The 18,739-nt window shown below is 73.6% G+C and carries 7 protein-coding genes; 3 read left to right on the top strand and 4 right to left on the bottom strand.

What is annotated here, in order from left to right:
• Nucleotides 1-20: 20 nt before the first annotated feature.
• Both GTY67_RS14825 and GTY67_RS14820 read left to right on the top strand, forming a co-directional pair.
• The gene (locus GTY67_RS14825; RefSeq protein ID WP_161279006.1) at nucleotides 21-1,226 is read left to right on the top strand and encodes an FAD-dependent oxidoreductase; all 1,206 of its coding nucleotides are present in this window, start codon (nucleotides 21-23) and stop codon (nucleotides 1,224-1,226) included.
• Nucleotides 1,227-1,371: 145 nt separating this feature from the next.
• A complete protein-coding gene (locus tag GTY67_RS14820; protein ID WP_202461443.1) occupies nucleotides 1,372-2,127 on the top strand; it encodes a TetR/AcrR family transcriptional regulator in 756 nt (251 codons plus the stop codon).
• A 195-nt stretch (nucleotides 2,128-2,322) separates the two neighbouring features.
• Here GTY67_RS14820 and GTY67_RS14815 read toward each other — a convergent pair whose 3' ends face one another.
• The 4 genes from GTY67_RS14815 to GTY67_RS14800 form a co-directional block, all read right to left on the bottom strand.
• Nucleotides 2,323-3,963: an MFS transporter gene (locus GTY67_RS14815; protein WP_161279005.1), complete on the bottom strand. Its 1,641-nt coding sequence runs from the start codon at nucleotides 3,961-3,963 to the stop codon at nucleotides 2,323-2,325.
• Nucleotides 3,964-4,071: 108 nt separating this feature from the next.
• Nucleotides 4,072-5,685 (bottom strand): AMP-binding protein, encoded by a 1,614-nt coding sequence (locus GTY67_RS14810; RefSeq protein ID WP_161279004.1) that lies wholly within the window; start codon nucleotides 5,683-5,685, stop codon nucleotides 4,072-4,074.
• A 102-nt stretch (nucleotides 5,686-5,787) separates the two neighbouring features.
• Entirely contained in the window at nucleotides 5,788-6,855 is a 1,068-nt protein-coding gene (locus tag GTY67_RS34960; protein WP_272925772.1) for a helix-turn-helix domain-containing protein, read from the bottom strand.
• 47 nt (nucleotides 6,856-6,902) lie between these two features.
• Nucleotides 6,903-7,139, bottom strand: coding sequence for a phosphopantetheine-binding protein (locus GTY67_RS14800; protein WP_093690301.1), 237 nt, complete (start codon nucleotides 7,137-7,139; stop codon nucleotides 6,903-6,905).
• A 416-nt stretch (nucleotides 7,140-7,555) separates the two neighbouring features.
• Here GTY67_RS14800 and GTY67_RS34955 point away from each other — a divergent pair, with 416 nt between their 5' ends.
• Nucleotides 7,556-18,700, top strand: coding sequence for a type I polyketide synthase (locus GTY67_RS34955; protein ID WP_343238677.1), 11,145 nt, complete (start codon nucleotides 7,556-7,558; stop codon nucleotides 18,698-18,700).
• Nucleotides 18,701-18,739: the final 39 nt, after the last annotated feature.

The following is an 18,739-nucleotide window of genomic DNA, read 5'->3' as shown; positions in this document are numbered from 1 at the left end:
CGAACGAACGAGGAGCGACTGTGCTGAAGAGGGTTGTCGTCGTGGGCGCGGCGGCCGCGGGCCTGACCGCGGTGGAGACGTTGCGGAGCAAGGGGTACGAGGGGACGGTGACGCTCGTCGGCGACGAGGTCCACCTGCCGTACGACCGTCCCCCGCTGTCCAAGGACTTCCTGGCCGAGGGCTGGGAGCCCGAGCAGACCTGGCTGCGCCGGCCCGACGCGCTCGCCGCGGTCGACGCCGATCTCCGGCTCGGCTGCCGGGCGACCGCGCTGGACCGGGCGGCCCGTACCGTCACCCTCGACACGGGGGAGCAGCTCCCCTACGACGCCGCGGTGATCGCGACCGGACTCCGTCCGCGCCGCCTGCCGTGGGCCGAGGGACTCGACGGGGTGCACGTGCTGCGCTCCCTCGACGACGCGGTACGGCTCCGCGCCGAGCTGGCCGACCGGCCCAGGGTCGCCGTGATCGGCGCCGGCTTCCTCGGCTCCGAGATCGCGGCCAACGCGCGGGCGTTCGGGGTCGACGTCACGCTGATCGCGCCCGAGCCCGTACCGCTGCTGGCCCAGGTCGGACCCGAGGTCGGTGCGTACGTGGCGGGCCTGCACCGGGACCACGGCGTACGGCTGCGGCTCGGCGCGAAGGTGGTGGGGCTCGCCGACGACGGGGGCCGGGTGCGCGCCGTGCTCCTCGACGACGGCACCGAGATACCCGCCGACCTGGTCGTGACGGCCATCGGCTCCGTGCCCGCCGTCGACTGGCTCGCCGGCTCCGGCCTCGACCTCGGCGACGGGATCCTCTGCGACGCCCACTGCCGGGCCGCCCCCGGTGTGTGGGCGGCCGGGGACGTCGCCAACTGGCCGCACCCCGCCCTCGACGGCGAACGCGTACGGCTGGAGCAGCGCACCAACGCCGGACAGCAGGCCATGGCGGTCGTCGGCAACCTGCTGGCCGCCGATGACGCGCTGCGGCCGTACGCCCCCGTCCCGTTCGGCTGGACGCACCAGTTCGACATGAAGATCTCCACCATCGGCTGGTGCCCGCCCGACGCGCGTACCGAGATCGTCAGCGGCTCCCCGCAGGACCGGGAGTTCGTCGCCGCGTACCACCGGGGCGGGAGGCTCGTCGGCGCGATCGGCTGGAACAGCGCCCGTGGCATGCGGCGCTGCCGGCAGTTCCTCGGTGCGTCGTCGGAGGAGTTCGCGGCGGCCGCGACCGCCGGTGCCTGAGGCTGTGCGGACCGGGCCGGTACGGCGTAGCATCCCCGCGCGCCGGGCTTTTCCGGGCTGTCGGGGGCGGGCTACGGCAGCGTGTATAGCATATTCTCTGCGTGCGTGATACGCACGGCCCTGCATCCATGAAGGTGAGCACCTTATGACGACTGACGACGGCACCGGTACGGGAGATGTCGCTCTGCCGCACAGCATCGAGGTGCTGTGGAGCCTGCGCAGCCGCCAGCAGCGCACCGTCAGGACCGGGCTGACCGTGGAGCGGATCGTGACGGCCGCGATCGAGTGCGTGGACGCCGACGGGCTGGCCGCCCTGTCGATGGCGCGGGTCGCCAAGCGTCTCGACTTCGCGACCATGTCGCTCTACCGGCATGTGACCAGCAAGGACGAACTCCAGCAGCTGATGCTGGACATGGCGTACGGCACCCCGCCGCGCATCGACACCACCGACTGGCGCACCGGGCTCGAACGCTGGGCCCGCGCGTTCCAGGAGGTGTTCCGGCGGCATCCGTGGATGCTCCAGATCTCGGTGAGCGGCCCCCCGCTGGAGCCGGGGCAGCTCAGCTGGCTGGAGTGCGGGCTCGGCACTCTCTCCGCCACCAGCCTGCGGCCGGACGAGAAGCTGGCCGTGATGATGCTGATGATCGGCTACGTACGCAACAACGTGCAGCTGTCCGTGGGCGTGTCCGACCAGGGCATCAGCGACGCCGACCTCATGGCCCACTACGGCCGTGCGCTGGCCAAGTACGCCGACCCCGAGACGTTCCCCGCGATCGCCGAGCTGGTCGAGGCGGGCGCCTTCGAGGAGCCCGACGACGACTTCACGTTCGGCCTCCAGCGCGTCCTGGACGGGGTCGAGGTGCTGGTCCGGATCCGCGACGGCGAGAAGCCCCTCACCTGAGCGGACCCGGGGCCGGCCACGGATTCCCTGGGCCGGCCACGGATTCCTTGGGTCGGTCCCGGATTCCCGTGGTCGGCCCCGGATTTCGCCCGTCCTCGGCGGGCCCGTGGACAGGACGAAGGGGGCTGGTCCCCCGCCCCGGGCTCCGGGGCGGGGGACCAGCCCCCTTCGGGTGTGCCGGCCGGCACGGCCGGGTCAGCCTGCGGCTCCCGTTCCCCGGCCCGCGACCGACATGGCCTCGGCCTCCTGGGAGCTGTGCGGGCCGGTGCCGTCGGGGGTGGCCTCGTAGTCGCCGAGCTCCATCGGGTCGATCGGCTTCTCGGTCTCGACCGGCACGTTGCGGAGCAGGAAGACCACGAGGACGCCGACCACGACCATGGCGGCCGCGCCGGAGAGCGCGGCGACCTGGAGCCCGTGGGTGAACGCCTCACGGCTGGTGTCCATCAGCTGGGCGCCGAGCGGTCCCGGCTGCCGCGCGGCCACGGTCGCCGCGCCGCCGATCGTGTTGCGTACCGCTTCCAGCGCGTCGCCGCTGAGCCCGGGCAGCGAGGCGGCGGCCATGTCGTGCCGGTAGATCGCCGAGCCGATGCTGCCGATGACGGCGAACCCGAAGGCGCTGCCGAACTCGGTGAACGTCTCCGACGTCGCCGTCGACGCGCCGGCCTGCTCCTTGGGCGCCGAGGTCACCACGATCTCGGCGGTCAGGGTCTTCGAGGCGGTCATACCGCCCGCCATCAGGCCCACGCCCACCAGCAGCACGGCGACGTTGGACTCCACCGTGAGGGTGCTGATCACTCCGAAACCGGCCGCCATCACCAGCATGCCCGCGCCGACCAGGTACACCGGCTTCACCGTGCGGGAGAACGCGCCGACCAGGGCGACCGCGATGCCGATGCCCGGCATGACGCAGATCGACCAGAGTGCCGCCCGGAACGGGGTCATCCCCAGGACCACCTGGAGGTACTGGTTGGTCAGGATGCTGATGCCCATGAAGGAGAACATCACCATCAGGTTCGTGACGATCGCGCCCACGAAGCCGCTGTAGCGGAACAGCGCCACGTCGATCAGCGGGTGCGACGTCATCCGCTGCCGCTGCACGAACGCGATCAGCAGGACCGCGCCCACCGCCGCGTACACGGCCGCGCTCTGGCTGTAGCCGTCCACGACCAGTTCCTTGAGGCCGTAGATGAACGCCATGATGCCGACGATGGACAGGACCGCGCCCAGCACGTCCAGCTTCCCGCGGTTCAGGTCGCGCCGCTCCGGCAGCAGGATCGGCGCCAGGATCAGCACCAGCACCATCACCGGGGTGTTGATGACGAAGACCGAGCCCCACCAGAAGTTGTTGAGCAGCAGCCCGCCGACCACGGGGCCGATCGCCGCGCCCGTGGCGAGGGTGCCGCCCCAGGCGGCGATGGCGGTCTTGCGCTGGGCGGAGTCCTGGAACATGTTGCGGATCAGGGCCAGCGACGTGGGCGTCAGCGTCGCCGCACCGAGGCCGAGCAGCGCCCGCGCGCCGATGAGCACCACCGCGCTGTCGGCGGTGGCCGCGAGCGCCGAGGCGGCGCCGAACACCAGCGCACCGATGATCAGCAGTTTGCGCCGGCCGAAACGGTCGCCGATCCACCCCATGGTGATCAGGGCACCGGCCAGGACGAAGCTGTAGATGTCCATGATCCACAGCAGTTGGGTGGCACTCGGCTTGAGCGCCTCACTGACCGGCGTGATGGCGAAGCCCAGTACCGAGATGTCGATGGCGATCAGCAGGGTGACCAGCACGATCACCACAAGGCCGAGCCACTCCTTGGTACCTGCCTTGGGCCTGATGTCTGTCATGGCAAGAGTCCATGTCCTTTCCTGGCGTACCTGATGAGTACGCGGCACGCTGAGCGTATCAAGTACGCACAAGCGTGTCACGTACTCGTCGAAGAGGGCGGTGCCCTCTCAGCGGTCTCTTCCGAGCCTTTCCTCCGCCCACCGGACGAGCGTTCCGCGGTCGATCTTCCGGTTGGAGTTGAGGGGGAACTCCCCTATGTGGAAGAGGTGTTGGGGAATCACGGCGCGCGGAAGCGTCCGGCTCAGCTCGCGGGCGAGGGCGACGGGCGCCACCGGCCGGCCGGTGTGGAAGGCGGCCAGTTCGACGGTCTGGCCCGACGGCAGGGCCACGGCCACGGCATCCAGCACGCCGGGGCACCCGCGCAGCGCCTCGTCCACCTCGGCCAGTTCGACCCGTACGCCGCGGACCTGCACCTGCTGGTCCATCCGGCCCAGATAGAGGAGGCCGCCGCCCTCGGCCCGGCGCACCCGGTCACCCGTCCGGTAGAAGCGCTCGCCGTCCCGGTCCAGGAACCTGCCGGTGTCGTCCGCCGGATCCAGGTAGCCGGCCGTCAGCTGCGGTCCCGCCACGCACAGTTCGCCCTCCTTCCCGTCCGGCGTACCGTCGGCGCCGAGCAGCAGCCAGGCGTGGCCCGCGTGCACCTCGCCGATCGGCATCACCCCGGCCACGGCGATGCGCGGCGAGTGCTCGGGCGACCAGCGGTGGCGGGTGATGGTGATGGTCAGCTCGGTCGGCCCGTACAGGTTCTCCACCGCCGACCCGGGCGCCGCCGCCTGCCACTCCTCGGCGTCCTGGCAGGTGACCGCCTCGCCCGCGAAGAAGCTCCAGCGCAGCGAGGGCATCGAACCGGCCGCCAGCCCGCCCGTACGCCGCACCAGCGCGATCGCGCTGGGCGTGGAGAACCACACGGTGACGCCGTGCTCCGCGACGAAGGCGGGCAGGCCGAGATAGGCGTCCGGTGTCACCGCGAGCAGCGTCCCGCCCGCACCCCAGGCGCAGAACAGGTCGAACATGGCGCAGTCGAAGTTGAGGTCGAAGTTCTGCGAGAAGACGTCATCCGGCCCGAAGTCGTAGCGGGCGTCCAGCAGTCCGAAGTAGTGCGCGGTGTTCGCGTGGGTGACGGGCACCCCCTTCGGGCGGCCCGTCGACCCGGACGTGAACAGGACGTACGCGACGTCGTCGGCGGCGACGGGCCGGGGCTCCGCCAGCCGCGAGGCCGCGTCCGGCGTGATGCCCGGTGCGGTGCCCGGCGTGATGTCCGGCGCCGCGTCCGGCGTGATGCCCGGTGCGATCGGCCCGCCGCCGGTCCCGGGGGCCCCGGGCATCAGCACGGGCAGGTCGACCCCCTCCGCCCGCAGCCGCTCCAGCGCCGGGGCCGACGCGGTGTCCACGATCAGGGCCTCCACCCCGGCCGCCTCGATCATCTGCCGGGTCCTGAGGGCCGGGAAGCCGGGCTGCAACGGCACCATCGTCACCCCGGTGTAGAGGCAGGCGAGGATGCCGGTGTACGCCTCGACGCCCTTGCCCACCAGCACACCGACGGCCCTGGGCGGTGCCGGAAGCCGGGCGAGCAGCGAACCCGCCCAGGTCAGCGCGCGGTCGTGGAGTTCCCGGTAGGTGAGCGTGGTCCCGGCCGCGCTGACGGCGGTGCCGTACGGCGAGCGGGCGAGGCCGCGCAGGAACCGGTGGTGGAGGGCGTGCGATGACGACGTCTGATCCATGGTGGAGCCCCGGGGAGGTAGTGGAGGAGGGACGGGTGAGGGCGCGGGGTCCGCGCCCCGTGGGCGGTGTCCGTCCCCGGGACGGGTCCGTGCGGGAACGGCTCAGAAGACGGCGGCGGCCGGACGCGGCCCGCGGGCGCGATGTGCGGGTGCCGCGAAGTCGTAGGGGTCCTGGGAGTCGTAGGGGGTGTGCGGGAGCCTCTGCCGGCCGCTGATGCCCAGGAGGACGTCGGCCAGCGTCGACCACCGGCAGAACGCGGGGTTGAGGTGGAGGCTGACCCGGGGGTTGGCCGCCAGCCAGGCACGGACCTCGGGGGAGCGCGCCGCCGCCCTGCTGTCGACGACGACGGACAGCCGAGGGTGGGGATGCAGCCTGACCGTGCGGTCCAGGAAGGCCAGGAACGGCGTGGGGGCCGGGGACGAAGCCCCGGCCGCGTGGGCTGAGGGCGCCGCCCGGGCCACATGGGCAGAGGAGGCGCCTCCGGGCATGCGGGCCAAGGCGGCAGCCCCGGGCGTGCGGAGCGAGGGCATCGCCCCGGCCGGTGTGCGGCCCGTCATGGACCCGCCGGCGTACCCGCTGCGCACCCCGTCGTCACCGTGCGGGAACGTGAGGTCGTCCGGGCCGTGGAGCGTCTGCCCACCCGTCCTGACGACCACCGTGTTCCACGGCGGAGCGAGGAGTACGCCGACCACGCCGTGGACGCCCGGCGGCAGCCGGGGCACGGTGGGGAAGCGGTACGCGTCCGGCAGGTGCGGCCGCACACCCCACTTGCGCCACACCTTGGCGACGGTGGAGTGCGCGAGCCCCAGCTCGGCGCCGAGCAGCCGGGAGGACCAGCGGGGGGCCGCCAGCCGTGCGGGCGGCCGTCCGCCGTCGGCGAGGGTGGCGACCAGGACGGCGACCTCGTCGACCACACCGGGCCTGCCGGGCCGCGGCAGATCGCCCAGCGCCTCCAGGCCGTCGTCGGCGTACCGGGTGCGCCACTTGATCACGGTCTGCCGGGACACGCCGAGCCGGGCGGCGGCCTCGGTGTTCGAGACGCCCCCGGCGGCGAGCAGGATGATCCGTGCGCGCCGCACCAGCGCGGCGGGCGCGGTGGACATCCGGGTCAGCGCCTCCAGCCGGGCGTGGTCGCCCGCGCGGAGCCGCAACACCGACGTGGAGTTCATCGCCCGTCCCGCCCCCGTCCCGTCCCCGTGTCCGGTGCCCGTCGACCTCAGCGGAGGCTCTGCACGGTCTTCCAGAGGACGTCCGGCGTCCGGAAGGTCTCCAGCGTCAGGGCCTCGTCCCGGAAACGGACGTCATAGGCGGTTTCGAGACCGGAGAGCAACTCGATCGTGCCGAGTGAATCCAGGCCGTAATCACGCAGTTCCATGTCGCCCTGGATCTTCTCGTCCGGGGGCAGAAAGGAAAGCTGCTTCCGCAGAAGAACCTCGAACTGCTCATCCCACATGATGACTCCGGTTTCGATGCGTACGCCGCTGTCCTTTTCCGGCCGCCGACGCTAGTGGACAACGCCCTTGGCCAGTACCCCTATCGCCTGGGGTGGCGGCCCCCTAAGGGACGCCGAAGCGGCCCACCCCCGCCGGGCCCGTGAACGTACGCCCAGGTCAAAGCCGTTGACCGGCGAGGCACCCGGGTCCGGCCCGTCCCCGGCCCCGGTCCGTGGCGGCCACCGGGGCTGGGGTGGGCTGGGGTGGGGACGAGCCGGTTTTGCGGGGTCCCCCGGCCGACTCAGGGGTGGGCAGACAAGCCGCGACGGCCGTAGTTTTCCCAGCTGTCCGGGTCTTTCTTCCGGGATTTCGGAACGCGGCCCTTTCCGGCTCTTCCGCGACCCGCGGCCCGCTGTGACATCGCGACTTCAGGAGGGTGTGCTCGGTGAGCAACGAGGAAAAGCTTCTCGAATATCTACGCCGAGCCACCACCGATCTGCGTGAGCTGCGCAAGAGGCTTGCCGCGGCAGAACGCAAGGCGGACAACGAGCCGTTGGCGATCGTGGGGATGGCGTGCCGTTATCCGGGTGGGGTGCGGTCGGCGGAGGGTCTGTGGGAGTTGGTGGCTGGGGGCCGGGATGGTGTGTCGGGGTTTCCGGTGGATCGTGGGTGGGATGTCGAGGGGTTGTATGACCCGGTGGGTGGGCGTCCTGATCGTTCGGTGACGCGTGAGGGCGGTTTTCTGTACGACGCGGGCGATTTCGATCCTGAGCTGTTCGGTATTTCGCCGCGTGAGGCGTTGGGGATGGATCCTCAGCAGCGGTTGTTCCTTGAGGTGTCGTGGGAGGCGGTGGAGCGGGCGGGGATCGATCCGTTGTCGCTGCGTGGCAGCCGTACGGGCGTCTTCGCCGGCCTCATGTACCACGACTACGGCCTGGGCACGGAGGCCGCGGCCACTACGGGCGGCAGCCTCGTCTCGGGCCGGGTGTCCTACACCCTGGGCCTCGAAGGCCCGTCCCTGACGGTCGACACCGCGTGCTCGTCGTCGCTGGTCGCCCTGCACCTCGCCGGCCAGGCACTCCGGTCGGACGAGTGCTCGCTGGCGCTGGTCGGCGGTGTGACGGTGATGACGGAACCGGACATGTTCCTCTACTTCAGCCACCAGCGGGGGATGGCGGCGGACGGCCGGTGCAAGTCGTTCGCGGCGGAGGCGGACGGTACGGGCTGCTCGGAGGGTGTCGGGGTCCTGCTGGTGGAGCGCCTGTCGGACGCCCGGAAGAACGGCCACCCGGTCCTCGCGGTGGTGCGAGGCAGTGCGGTCAACCAGGACGGCGCCTCCAGCAGCCTGACGGCACCGAACGGCCCGTCGCAACAGCGCGTCATTCGTGCGGCGTTGGAGAGCGCCGGGCTGACCGCCACGGATGTCGACATGGTGGAGGCGCACGGTACGGGGACGCGTCTGGGTGATCCGATCGAGGCGCAGGCGGTGTTGGCGACGTATGGGCAGGGGCGTCCGGAGGGTGATCCGGTGTGGCTGGGGTCGCTGAAGTCGAACTTGGCGCATACGCAGGCTGCTGCGGGTGTTGGCGGTGTGATCAAGGCGGTGGAGGCGATCCGGCACGGTGTGATGCCGAGGACGCTGCATGTGGATGAGCCGACGCCGCAGGTGGACTGGGCTGCGGGTGCGGTCGCGTTGCTGACGGAGGCCCGCGTGTGGCCGGAGCGTGGTCGTCCTCGTCGGGTGGGGGTGTCGTCGTTCGGTCTGAGCGGGACGAACGCGCACGTGATTGTGGAGCAGGCGCCGGAACCGGCTGAGCTGGCTGAGCCGGTGGCGGATCTGCCGGTGGTGCCGGTGGTGCTGTCGGCGCGCAGTGACGTCGCGCTGTCGGCGCAGGCGGAGCGGCTGTTGGCGTCGGTGGAGGAGGACGCGGACGTCTCGCTGCTGGATGTGGGGTTCTCGTCCGTGGTGTCGCGTGCCCTGTTGGAGCACCGTGCGGTGGTGACGGCGGGGGACCGTACGGCGCTGGTGGCGGGGCTGCGTGCGCTGGCAGACGGCGGAGTAGCGGCGAACGCGGTGCGAGGTGTGGGCCGTTCGGCCGGTGAGACGGCGTTTCTGTTTACGGGTCAGGGTGCGCAGCGGGTCGGGATGGGCCGTGAGTTGTACGGGGCGTTCCCGGTGTTCGCGGAGGCGTTCGATGCGGTGCTCGCCGAGGTGGACGTCCACTTGGGCCGCTCTCTGCGGGATGTCATCTGGGGTGTGGATGAGGGGGCGTTGAACCGTACGGGGGTGGCGCAGCCGGCGTTGTTCGCGGTGGAGGTGGCGCTGTTCCGGCTGGTGGAGTCGTGGGGCGTACGGCCGGACTTCCTGGCCGGGCACTCGGTGGGGGAGATCGCCGCCGCCCACGTGGCAGGTGTTCTGTCCCTCTCTGATGCCGCTCAACTGATCGTCGCTCGGGGTCGGTTGATGGAGGCGTTGCCGGAGGGTGGCGCGATGGTGGCTCTGGAGGCGTCGGAGGCGGAGGTCGTACCGCTGCTGTCGTCGGAGTCGGTGAGCATCGCCGCCGTGAACGGGCCGCGCTCCGTGGTGATTTCGGGTGCTGAGGATGTAGTGGCGAAGGTCGCGGATGCGTTCACTGCGCAGGGGCGGAAGTCGTCGCGTCTGCGGGTCTCCCATGCGTTCCATTCGCCGTTGATGGAGCCGATGCTTGCGGAGTTCGAGGAGGTCGTCTCGGGTCTGTCGTTCAGCGCCCCGAGGATTCCGTTGGTGTCGGGTGTGTCGGGTGAGGTGTCGCCGGACGTGGCGACAGCGGCGTACTGGGTGCGGCACGTACGGGAGGCGGTGCGGTTCGCGGACTGCGTCAGCTACCTCGAAGCTCGCGGCGTTCTCTCGTACGTCGAGATCGGCCCGGACGGCGTACTGAGCGGGATGGCACAGCAGTCCGTGGCGTCCGAGTCGGCGGTGCTGGTGCCGCTGGTCCGCAAGGGACGGGCCGAGGTCGCAACAGCGGTGGCGGCGCTCGCCCGGCTGCACGTCAGCGGTGTACGGGTCGACTGGGCCGCGTACTACACGGGCACCGGCGCCCGGCGGGTCGATCTGCCGACGTACGCCTTCCAGCACCAGCGCTACTGGCTGCTCCCCGAGCGCGCCGGAGCGGGCCCCGAGGCGCTCGGTCTCGACACGGCTGATCACCCCCTGCTCGGCGCGTCCGTGACGCTTCCGGACACCGGTGGGCTGGTGCTGACCGGGCGGCTGTCCGTCGAGGCCCAACCCTGGCTCGGCGACCACCGGATGGGGGAGACCGTCCTCTTCCCCGGCGCCGGTCTTGTGGAGCTGGCCCTGCGCGCGGGCGGTGAGTTCGGCTGTGACGTACTCGATGAACTCACCCTGCGCGCACCGCTGGTGCTCCCTCCGCACGGCGGGGTGCGCCTGCGCGTCCGGATCGGCACCGAGGACGGCGCCGGGGCGCGGAGCGTAGCCGTGTATGCCCGGTCCGAGGCCACCGGCGACGGGGCGCCCTGGACCCTGCACGCCGAGGGCGTGGTCGTCCCGGGGGCGCCGACGTCGGCCGAGGCCTCGGCCGACACGGCGGTCTGGCCGCCGGAGGGCGCCGTACCCGTCGCACTCGACGGTGCGTACGACCGGCTGCTCGCTCTCGGTTACGACTACGGGCCGGCCTTCCAGGGCCTCACGGCCGCCTGGCGCCGGGGCGACGAGACGTACGCCGAGGTGGCGCTCCCGGAGTCCGCGCACGCCGACGCGGAGCGTTTCGACCTCCACCCGGCTCTTCTCGACGCGGCCTTGCACGGCACCCTCCTGGCCGAGACGCCGGGCGACGCCGGGCACGGTGGAGGGGCGGCGCCCTCCGGAGGGGCGCGGGGGACCCTGCTCCCCTTCGCCTGGCAGCAGGTCCGCGTCCACGCCGTCGGCGCCACCCGGCTGCGGGTACGGATCGTGCCGTCCGGGACCGACAGCATCGCCGTCACCGGCGCGGACGTGACGGGACGACCGGTGTTCTCGGTCGCCTCCCTCGTCTCCCGGCCGGTCGCGGTGAAGCGGTGGACCGAGGAGGCCCCCCGGGGCGCGCTGTACTCCGTCACGTGGGCGCCCGCGCCGGCCGGCCAGGTGTCCTGGACCGGCCCCGTGGTGGCCTGGCACGACCGCGAAGGGGCCGAAGCGGCCCGGGAGTCCGCCGTTCTGGTGTGGCACAGCCCCGCCTCGCCCGCCGATGCGGCCGCCGGTGCGCGGACCGCGACGGCCGAGGCCCTCGGGGTGCTCCAGGAGTGGCTGGCCGACGACCGGTTCGCCGCGTCCCGGCTGCTCGTCGTCACCCACGGCGCGGTCGCCCTGCCCGGGGAGGACGTCACCGATCTGGCGGGGGCCGCGGTACGAGGTCTGGTCCGGGCCGCCCAGGCGGAGAGCCCGGGGCGGATCCTCCTGACCGACACCGACACCGACACCGACACCGACACCGACACCGGTACGGGGGCGGGCGCGGGCGAAGGTGTCGACGTGGTCGCGCTCGTCGCCTCGGGCGAGGCGGAGACGGCCGTACGGAACGGTGCTCTGTGGGTCCCCCGGCTGACCCGTGTCCCGGCCGGGCCCCCGGTCGACGAGGAGGGCCATGGCGATCCGGCCGCCGCAACCCCATCCCCGTACGGCCCCGTCGACGGCACCGTGCTTCTCACCGGCGGGACCGGCACGCTCGGTGCTTTGGTGGCCCGCCACCTCGTCACCCGGCACGGCGTCCGGCACCTCGTCCTGGCCGGCCGGCGCGGCGCCGACGCACCCGGTGCCGGTGCGCTGCGCGAGGAACTGGCCGCCCTGGGCGCCGAGGTCACCCTCGCCGCCTGCGACCTCGCCGACCGCGAGGCGGCTGCCGCACTCGTGGAACGGCACCGGCCCAGCGCCGTCGTGCATTGCGCGGGGGTGCTGGACGACGCCACGATCGGCTCGCTCACCCCCGAACGACTGGCCGCCGTCCTGCGGGCGAAGGCCGACGCCGCGTGGAACCTGCACGAGCTGACCCGCCACCTGGACCTCTCCGCCTTCGTCCTCTTCTCCTCCGTCGCGGGCGCCCTCGGCAACCCCGGCCAGGCCAACTACGCGGCGGGCAACGCCTTCCTGGACGCGCTGGCGGCCCACCGCGCGGCGCTCGGCCTGCCCGCCCGGTCCCTCGCCTGGGGGCTGTGGGCCGACGGCGACGGCATGGCGAGCGCCCTCGCCGACACCGACCTGCGGCGCATGAGCCGTTCCGGGGTCGAACCGCTCACCCCGGAACAGGGCCTCGCCCTCCTCGACGCCGCCCTCGCCACCGACGCCCCCTGCCTGCTGCCCATCCGCCTGGACCTGGCCGCTCTGCGGGCGGCGGACACGCTGCCGTCCCTCTTCTCCGGCCTGGTACGTGCCCGGCCGCGCGCCGCTGCCGCTGCTGCCTCCGCCGCCCCCGCGGTGGTCGACGAGCTGGCCGCGCTGGCCCCGAAGGAACGGGCGCGCGCCCTCCTCGACCTGGTCCGCGCCCAGGTCGCCGTGGTCCTCGCGCACGGCACCGCCGCCGGCATCGAACCCGACCGGGCCTTCACCGAGCTCGGCTTCGACTCCCTCACCGCGACCGAACTCCGCAACCAGCTCACCACCGTGACCGGACTGCGGCTGCCGTCCACCCTCGTCTTCGACCACCCGAACACCCGCGCCGTCGCCGACCACCTCGACGACCTGCTCGCCGGTGTGCGCGACACCGCCCCCGGCGAGGGCGCGGCAGCGACGACGGACCCGGCGGGCGACACCGACGACCCGGTCGTCATCGTCTCGATGGCCTGCCGCTACCCCGGCGGCGTCCGCTCGCCCGAGGACCTGTGGCGGCTCGTGGACGAGGGGGTCGACGCCATCACGGAGTTCCCGCGCGACCGTGGCTGGGACCTCGCGGGCAGTTACGACCCCGAGCCCGGGAAGCCCGGCAAGTGCTACGTACGGCACGGCGGGTTCCTGCACGACGCGGCCGAGTTCGACCCCGGCTTCTTCGGCATCAGCCCCAACGAGGCCCGGACGACCGACCCGCAGCACCGGCTGCTCCTGGAGGTCGCGTGGGAGGCGCTGGAGCGGGCCGGTATCGACCCGGCGTCCCTGAAGGGCTCCAGGACCGGCGTCTTCGCCGGGATCATGTACCACGACTACGCGGGCAACAGCGCGGCCGGTTCCCTCGGTTCGGGGCGTGTGTCGTACACCCTCGGGCTCGAAGGCCCGTCGCTGACGGTGGACACCGCCTGCTCGTCGTCGCTGGTCGCCCTGCACCTGGCCGCCCAGGCCGTACGGTCCGGCGAGTGCCCCACCGCGCTGGTCGGCGGGGTGACGGTCATGTCGACGCTGGAGACGTTCATCGAGTTCTCCCGGCAGCGGGGGCTCTCCCGCGACGGCCGGTGCCGCTCGTTCTCCGCCGCGGCCGAGGGCGCCGCCTGGTCCGAGGGCGTCGGCGTCCTGGTGGTCGAACGGCTCTCCGACGCCCGGCGCCTGGGCCACCCCGTCCTGGCCGTGCTGCGCGGCAGCGCCGTCAACCAGGACGGCGCGAGCAACGGGCTCATGGCCCCCAACGGCCCGTCCCAGCAGCGCGTCATCCGGCAGGCCCTCGCCCACGCCGGGCTCGCCCCCGCCGACGTCGACGCCGTGGAGGCCCATGGCACCGGCACCACCCTCGGCGACCCGATCGAGGCGCAGGCGGTCCTCGCCACGTACGGCCAGGACCGTCCGGCGGGCCGCCCGCTCTACCTCGGCTCGGTCAAGTCCAACATCGGGCACAGCCAGGCCGCCGCGGGCGTCGCCGGAGTGATCAAGATGGTGGAGGCGATGCGGCACGGCGTCCTGCCGCGGTCGCTGCACCTGGACGAGCCGTCGCCCCAGGTGGACTGGACGGCGGGTGACGTCGCTCTGCTGGCCGCCGCGCAGGAGTGGCCGGAGACCGAACGCCCGCGCCGGGCCGGGATCTCGTCGTTCGGCATCAGCGGCACCAACGCGCACGTGATCATCGAGGCTCCGGCCGCCTCCGATGCGCCTGCTGTTCCCGGGGCCTCCGCCGCCTCCGATGCGCCTGCTGTTCTTGAGGCGAGCGCTGCCTCTGATGCCCCCGCTGTTCTCGATGCGAGCGCCGCCGCCGATGCGCCTGCTGTCCTAGAGGCACCCGCCGCCTCCGATGCGGCTGCCTCGGGAACGGCGGCCGCCGACCAGGACGGCCCGGAGGCGTCCCCCGCGCCCGTACCCATCCCCGTACCGTGGCTGCTGTCGGCGCGTGACCCCGAGGGTGTCGCACGCCAGGCCGGGCGGCTCCTCGCGCATCTCGCGGAGCGGCCGGAGGCCGACATCCTCGATGTCGGCTTCTCGCTGGCGACCACCCGGACGGCCATGGCCCACCGGGCCGCGCTCGTCGTCACCGACCGCGCCCGGGCCCTGCGGGACCTGGCCGACCTCGCCCACAGCACGGACGTCACGGCCGCCGCCCCCACCGGGCTCACCGCGTTCCTCTTCTCCGGGCAGGGAGCGCAGCGCGTCGGGATGGGCGACGGCCTGCGCCGCGCCTTCCCGGCCTTCGCGGCCGCCCACGACGCGGCGCTCGCCGCCCTCGACCCCCATCTCGACCGGCCGCTCGGCGCGATCGTCAGCGGCGACGAGCGCGCGCTCCACCGCACCGAGTACACGCAGGCCGGGCTCTTCGCCTTCGAGGTGGCGATGTTCCGGCTCCTGGAGTCCTGGGGCGTCCACCCCGACCTGCTGGCCGGGCACTCCGTCGGGGAGATCGCCGCCGCCCACGCCTCGGGGGCCCTCACCCTCGCGGACGCCGCGAAGCTGGTCGCCGCGCGCGGCCGGCTCATGCAGGCACTGCCCGAGGGCGGCGCCATGGTCGCCGTACGGGCCGCGGAGGACGAGGTGCTCCCGCTGCTCGCGGACTGCGGGGACCGGGCGGCCGTCGCCGCCGTCAACGGGCCCGAGGCGGTCGTCGTGTCCGGTGCCGCCGACGCCGTCCAGACCATCGCCGACCACTTCGCCGCCCTGGGCCGCACCACGAAGAGGCTGCGGGTCTCGCACGCCTTCCACTCGCCGCTCATGGAACCGATGCTGGCGGACTTCGCCCGTGTCGCCGCCGAGATCACCGTCAGCGCACCGGCCGTACCCGTCGTGTCGAACCTGACCGGCCGGATCGTCACCCCCGAGGAGTTCGCCGACCCCGGCCACTGGGTGCGGCACGTCCGCGAGGCCGTCCGGTTCGCCGACGGCATGCGGACCCTGCACGGCGCGGGCGTCACCACCTACCTCGAAGTCGGCCCGGACGCCGTCCTGTCCGCCCTCGGCCCGGCCTGCCTGCCCGACGCCGCGGACGCCGCGTTCCTGCCGCTGGCCCGCCGCGAACGAGACGAGCCCACCGAGGCCGTCACCGCGCTGGCCCTCGCGCACACCCGCCATGTCCCGGTCGACTGGCAGGAGTTCTACGCCGGCAGCGGCGCGCGGAGGGTCGACCTGCCGACGTACGCGTTCCGGCGTGAACCCTTCTGGGCGCGCGGCGCCCGGACCGGTACCGATCCCGCCGCCATGGGGCTCGCCGCCGCCCACCACCCGCTGCTGGGTGCCGTCGTGACCTCACCCGACACCGGTGGCGTCGTCCTCACCGGCAGGCTTTCCCTCGCCGACCAGCCCTGGTGGTCCCACCACGACCTGCTGGGCGCGGTCGCCCTGCCGACGAGCGCGTTCGTCGAACTCGCCCTGCGCGCCGGGGCCGAGACCGGATGCCCCCGGCTGGAGACCCTGACCGTGGAGGCACAGCTGCCGCTGCCCGCCGACGCGGACCGGGAGCTGCGGGTGACCGTCGGTGCGCCCGACGACGAGGACCGCCGGGCGGTCGGTGTCTATGCCCGGCCCGCCGACGGTCCCGAACTGCCCTGGACCCTCCACGCCCGTGGCGTCCTCTCCCCGGCCGGACCGCCGCCGGTGGCCGCCGGGGGGAGCTGGCCGCCGCCCGGGGCCACCCCCGCCGACCCCGACGAGGTGTATGAGGCGCTGCTCGCCGCAGGCAACGCCTACGGCCCCGCGTTCCGCACGGTCCGCTCGGCATGGCGGCTCGGCGACACCTTCCTCGCCGAGGCCGCCGTGGCAGCCGAGACCACCGATGCCGCCGAGAGCGCCGTGGGCGACGCTGCGGTGGGCGGCGGGACGGCGGGCGCGGACTTCCTCGTCCACCCCGCGCTCCTCGACACCGCCACCCGACTCGACCTGCTCGCCGGAGCCCGGGACGGCGCGCGGGTCTCCGCCCGCTGGACCGGGGTCACCGTCCACGGCCCCGGCGCCCCCGAGGTCCGGATACGGGCGAAGGCCACCGGCGAGTCCACCCTGTCCCTCGACATCACCGACACCCTCGGCAACCCCGTCCTGACGGTGGAGGAGGTCGCCTGCCGCCCGGTCACCGCGGCCGAGCTGACGGCCGGGGAACCCGCAGGAGCGCTGTACCGGGTGGAGTGGACGGCGTACGACGCGGCCGCCGTCCCGGACGCGGCGGTGCGCCCGGTCGTCCGCACGGACGGCGACGCCGTAACCGCCCCCCTGCCCTTCCCTCCGTACGACTCCGATGACTCCGATGACTCCGATGACTCCGAGGGCCCGGTGGACTTCCTGCTGTGGCAGGTGCCGGACGGCCCGGCCGATGTCCTCACGGCGGTACGCGAACACCTCGCCGATGCCCTCGGCCGGGTGCGGCGGCAGCTGCTCGCGGGCGACACGGCGGCGAAGCTGGTCGTCGTCACCAGGCAGGCCACGGGCCCGGTTGGTTCCCCCGATCCCACGGGTGCCACAGGTGCCATGGGTCCCACCGGTCCCACCGGTCCCACCGGTCCCACTGGTATCACTGGTCCCACCGGTCCCACTGGTTCCCCCGGAACGCCCGGTTTCGCCGGAGCGCCCGGCCCCTCCGGAGCGCCCGGCGCCGACGCCGACGTACACCGGGCCGCTCTGCGGGGTCTGGTGCGGGCCGCGCAGAGCGAGCACCCGGACCGGTTCGTCCTGTTGGACCTCGACGACACGGAGGCGTCCGCCAGGGCCGTACCCGAGGCGCTCGCCACCGGAGCCGACGACCTGGTCGTCCGGGCCGGCACCGTGTACCTGCCCCGGCTCGTGAAGGCGGCCCCCGGCGACGGCACACCGCCCGACCTGGCACGCGGGACGGTCCTGGTGACCGGCGGCGCGACCGGGGCGGGCGCGGCCCTCGCCCGGCACCTGGTCACGGCCCACGGCATACGCCACCTGCTGGTCACCGGCGCCGCCCCGGCACCGACGGCGATCCCCACGGGCGGTGACGGGCACGACGACGCCACCGCAGGCACCACCGGCGCCGAAGCCACGACGGGACCCACCGACACGCACGTCCCGCACACTTCGGGCGTCCTCGACGGACTCGACGCGGAGGTCACCCTCAGCGCCGTCGACCCCGCCGACCGGGACGCGCTCGCCGCCCTGCTCGCCGAAATCCCCGCCGACCGGCCGCTGACCGGGGTCGTCCACACGGCACCCACCGGGCACCACGCGCCGGTCGCCGAGCAGACCCCCGAGCGGCTGGCGGAGGTCCTGCGCCCGGCCGCCGACGCCGCCTGGCACCTGCACGAACTCACCCGCGACCTGGGGCCGTTGGCGTTCGTCCTGCTCTCCGGGTCGGACGGTCTCGTGCACGGCGCCGGGGCGTCCGCCTCCGCCGCCGCCCACACCTTCCTCGACGCCGTCGCCCGGCACCGCCACGGCCTCGGACTGCCCGCGACCTCCCTCGCCCTCGGCCCCTGGGAGGCGGACGGCACATCCGAGGCGACCCGGCGGCAGCTGGCCGCCCTGGGCCTGCCCCCGCTGCCCGTCGACCGCGCCACCGCCCTGCTGGACGAGGCGCTGCGCGGTACGGACCCGGTGGTGTACCCGCTCCACCTCGACCAGGGCGCCCTGCGGTCCCAGGCGGACCGGCTGCCGCCCGTCCTCGCGTCCCTCGTGCCCTCGGCGGTACGGACCGGGGCCCGCGGCCCCGGCTCGGGCGCGGAGCTGCGGCGGAGGCTGGCCGGACGCGGGGCTCCGGAGCGGGCCCGCATCCTCCTCGATGTCGTCACCTCCCAGGTGGCGGGTCTCCTCGGCCACGCCTCGGCGGAGGCCGTGGGCACCGACCGACCCTTCCGGGAGCTGGGCTTCGACTCGCTCGCGGCCGTCGAACTGCGCAGGCGGCTGGGGGCGGTGACCGGCCTCGCCCTCCCCGCCAGCCTCGTCTTCGACCACCCCGACTCCCGCGCGGTCGCGGACTACCTGGACGGGGAGATCGGCCAGGACGGCCAGGACGGCACGGCCGACGCGAACCGGGCCCTGCTCGGCCTGCTCGACCAACTCGACACGGGCCTCACCGCCGCGACACCCGACGCGGCGGACCGGCTCAGGATCACCTCGCGGCTGGAGGCGCTGCTGCGCCGCTGGCGTGACACCCATGGCTACGGCACGACCGGGGCCGTACCGGACGAGGACCTCGGCTCCGTCAGCGACGACGAACTGTTCGAGGCACTGGACCAGGAGATCGGGCTCGCCTAGCTCCCGACCGGACGACTGACGGCTGCTCTGAGATTGGTT

Origin of the sequence: Streptomyces sp. SID8374, assembly GCF_009865135.1 — a bacterium.
Lineage (GTDB): Bacteria > Actinomycetota > Actinomycetes > Streptomycetales > Streptomycetaceae > Streptomyces.
Note: the sequence above shows the minus strand (reverse complement) of the source record. Positions and strands in the feature narration are given on the sequence as shown.

Coding starts and splice junctions, on each gene's coding strand:
- GTY67_RS14820 (WP_202461443.1), top strand. CDS start 1,372: ATGACGACTGACGACGGCACCGGTACGGGAGATGTCGCTCTGCCGCAC.
- GTY67_RS14810 (WP_161279004.1), bottom strand. CDS start 5,685: ATGGATCAGACGTCGTCATCGCACGCCCTCCACCACCGGTTCCTGCGC.
- GTY67_RS14800 (WP_093690301.1), bottom strand. CDS start 7,139: ATGTGGGATGAGCAGTTCGAGGTTCTTCTGCGGAAGCAGCTTTCCTTT.
- GTY67_RS34960 (WP_272925772.1), bottom strand. CDS start 6,855: ATGAACTCCACGTCGGTGTTGCGGCTCCGCGCGGGCGACCACGCCCGG.
- GTY67_RS14815 (WP_161279005.1), bottom strand. CDS start 3,963: ATGACAGACATCAGGCCCAAGGCAGGTACCAAGGAGTGGCTCGGCCTT.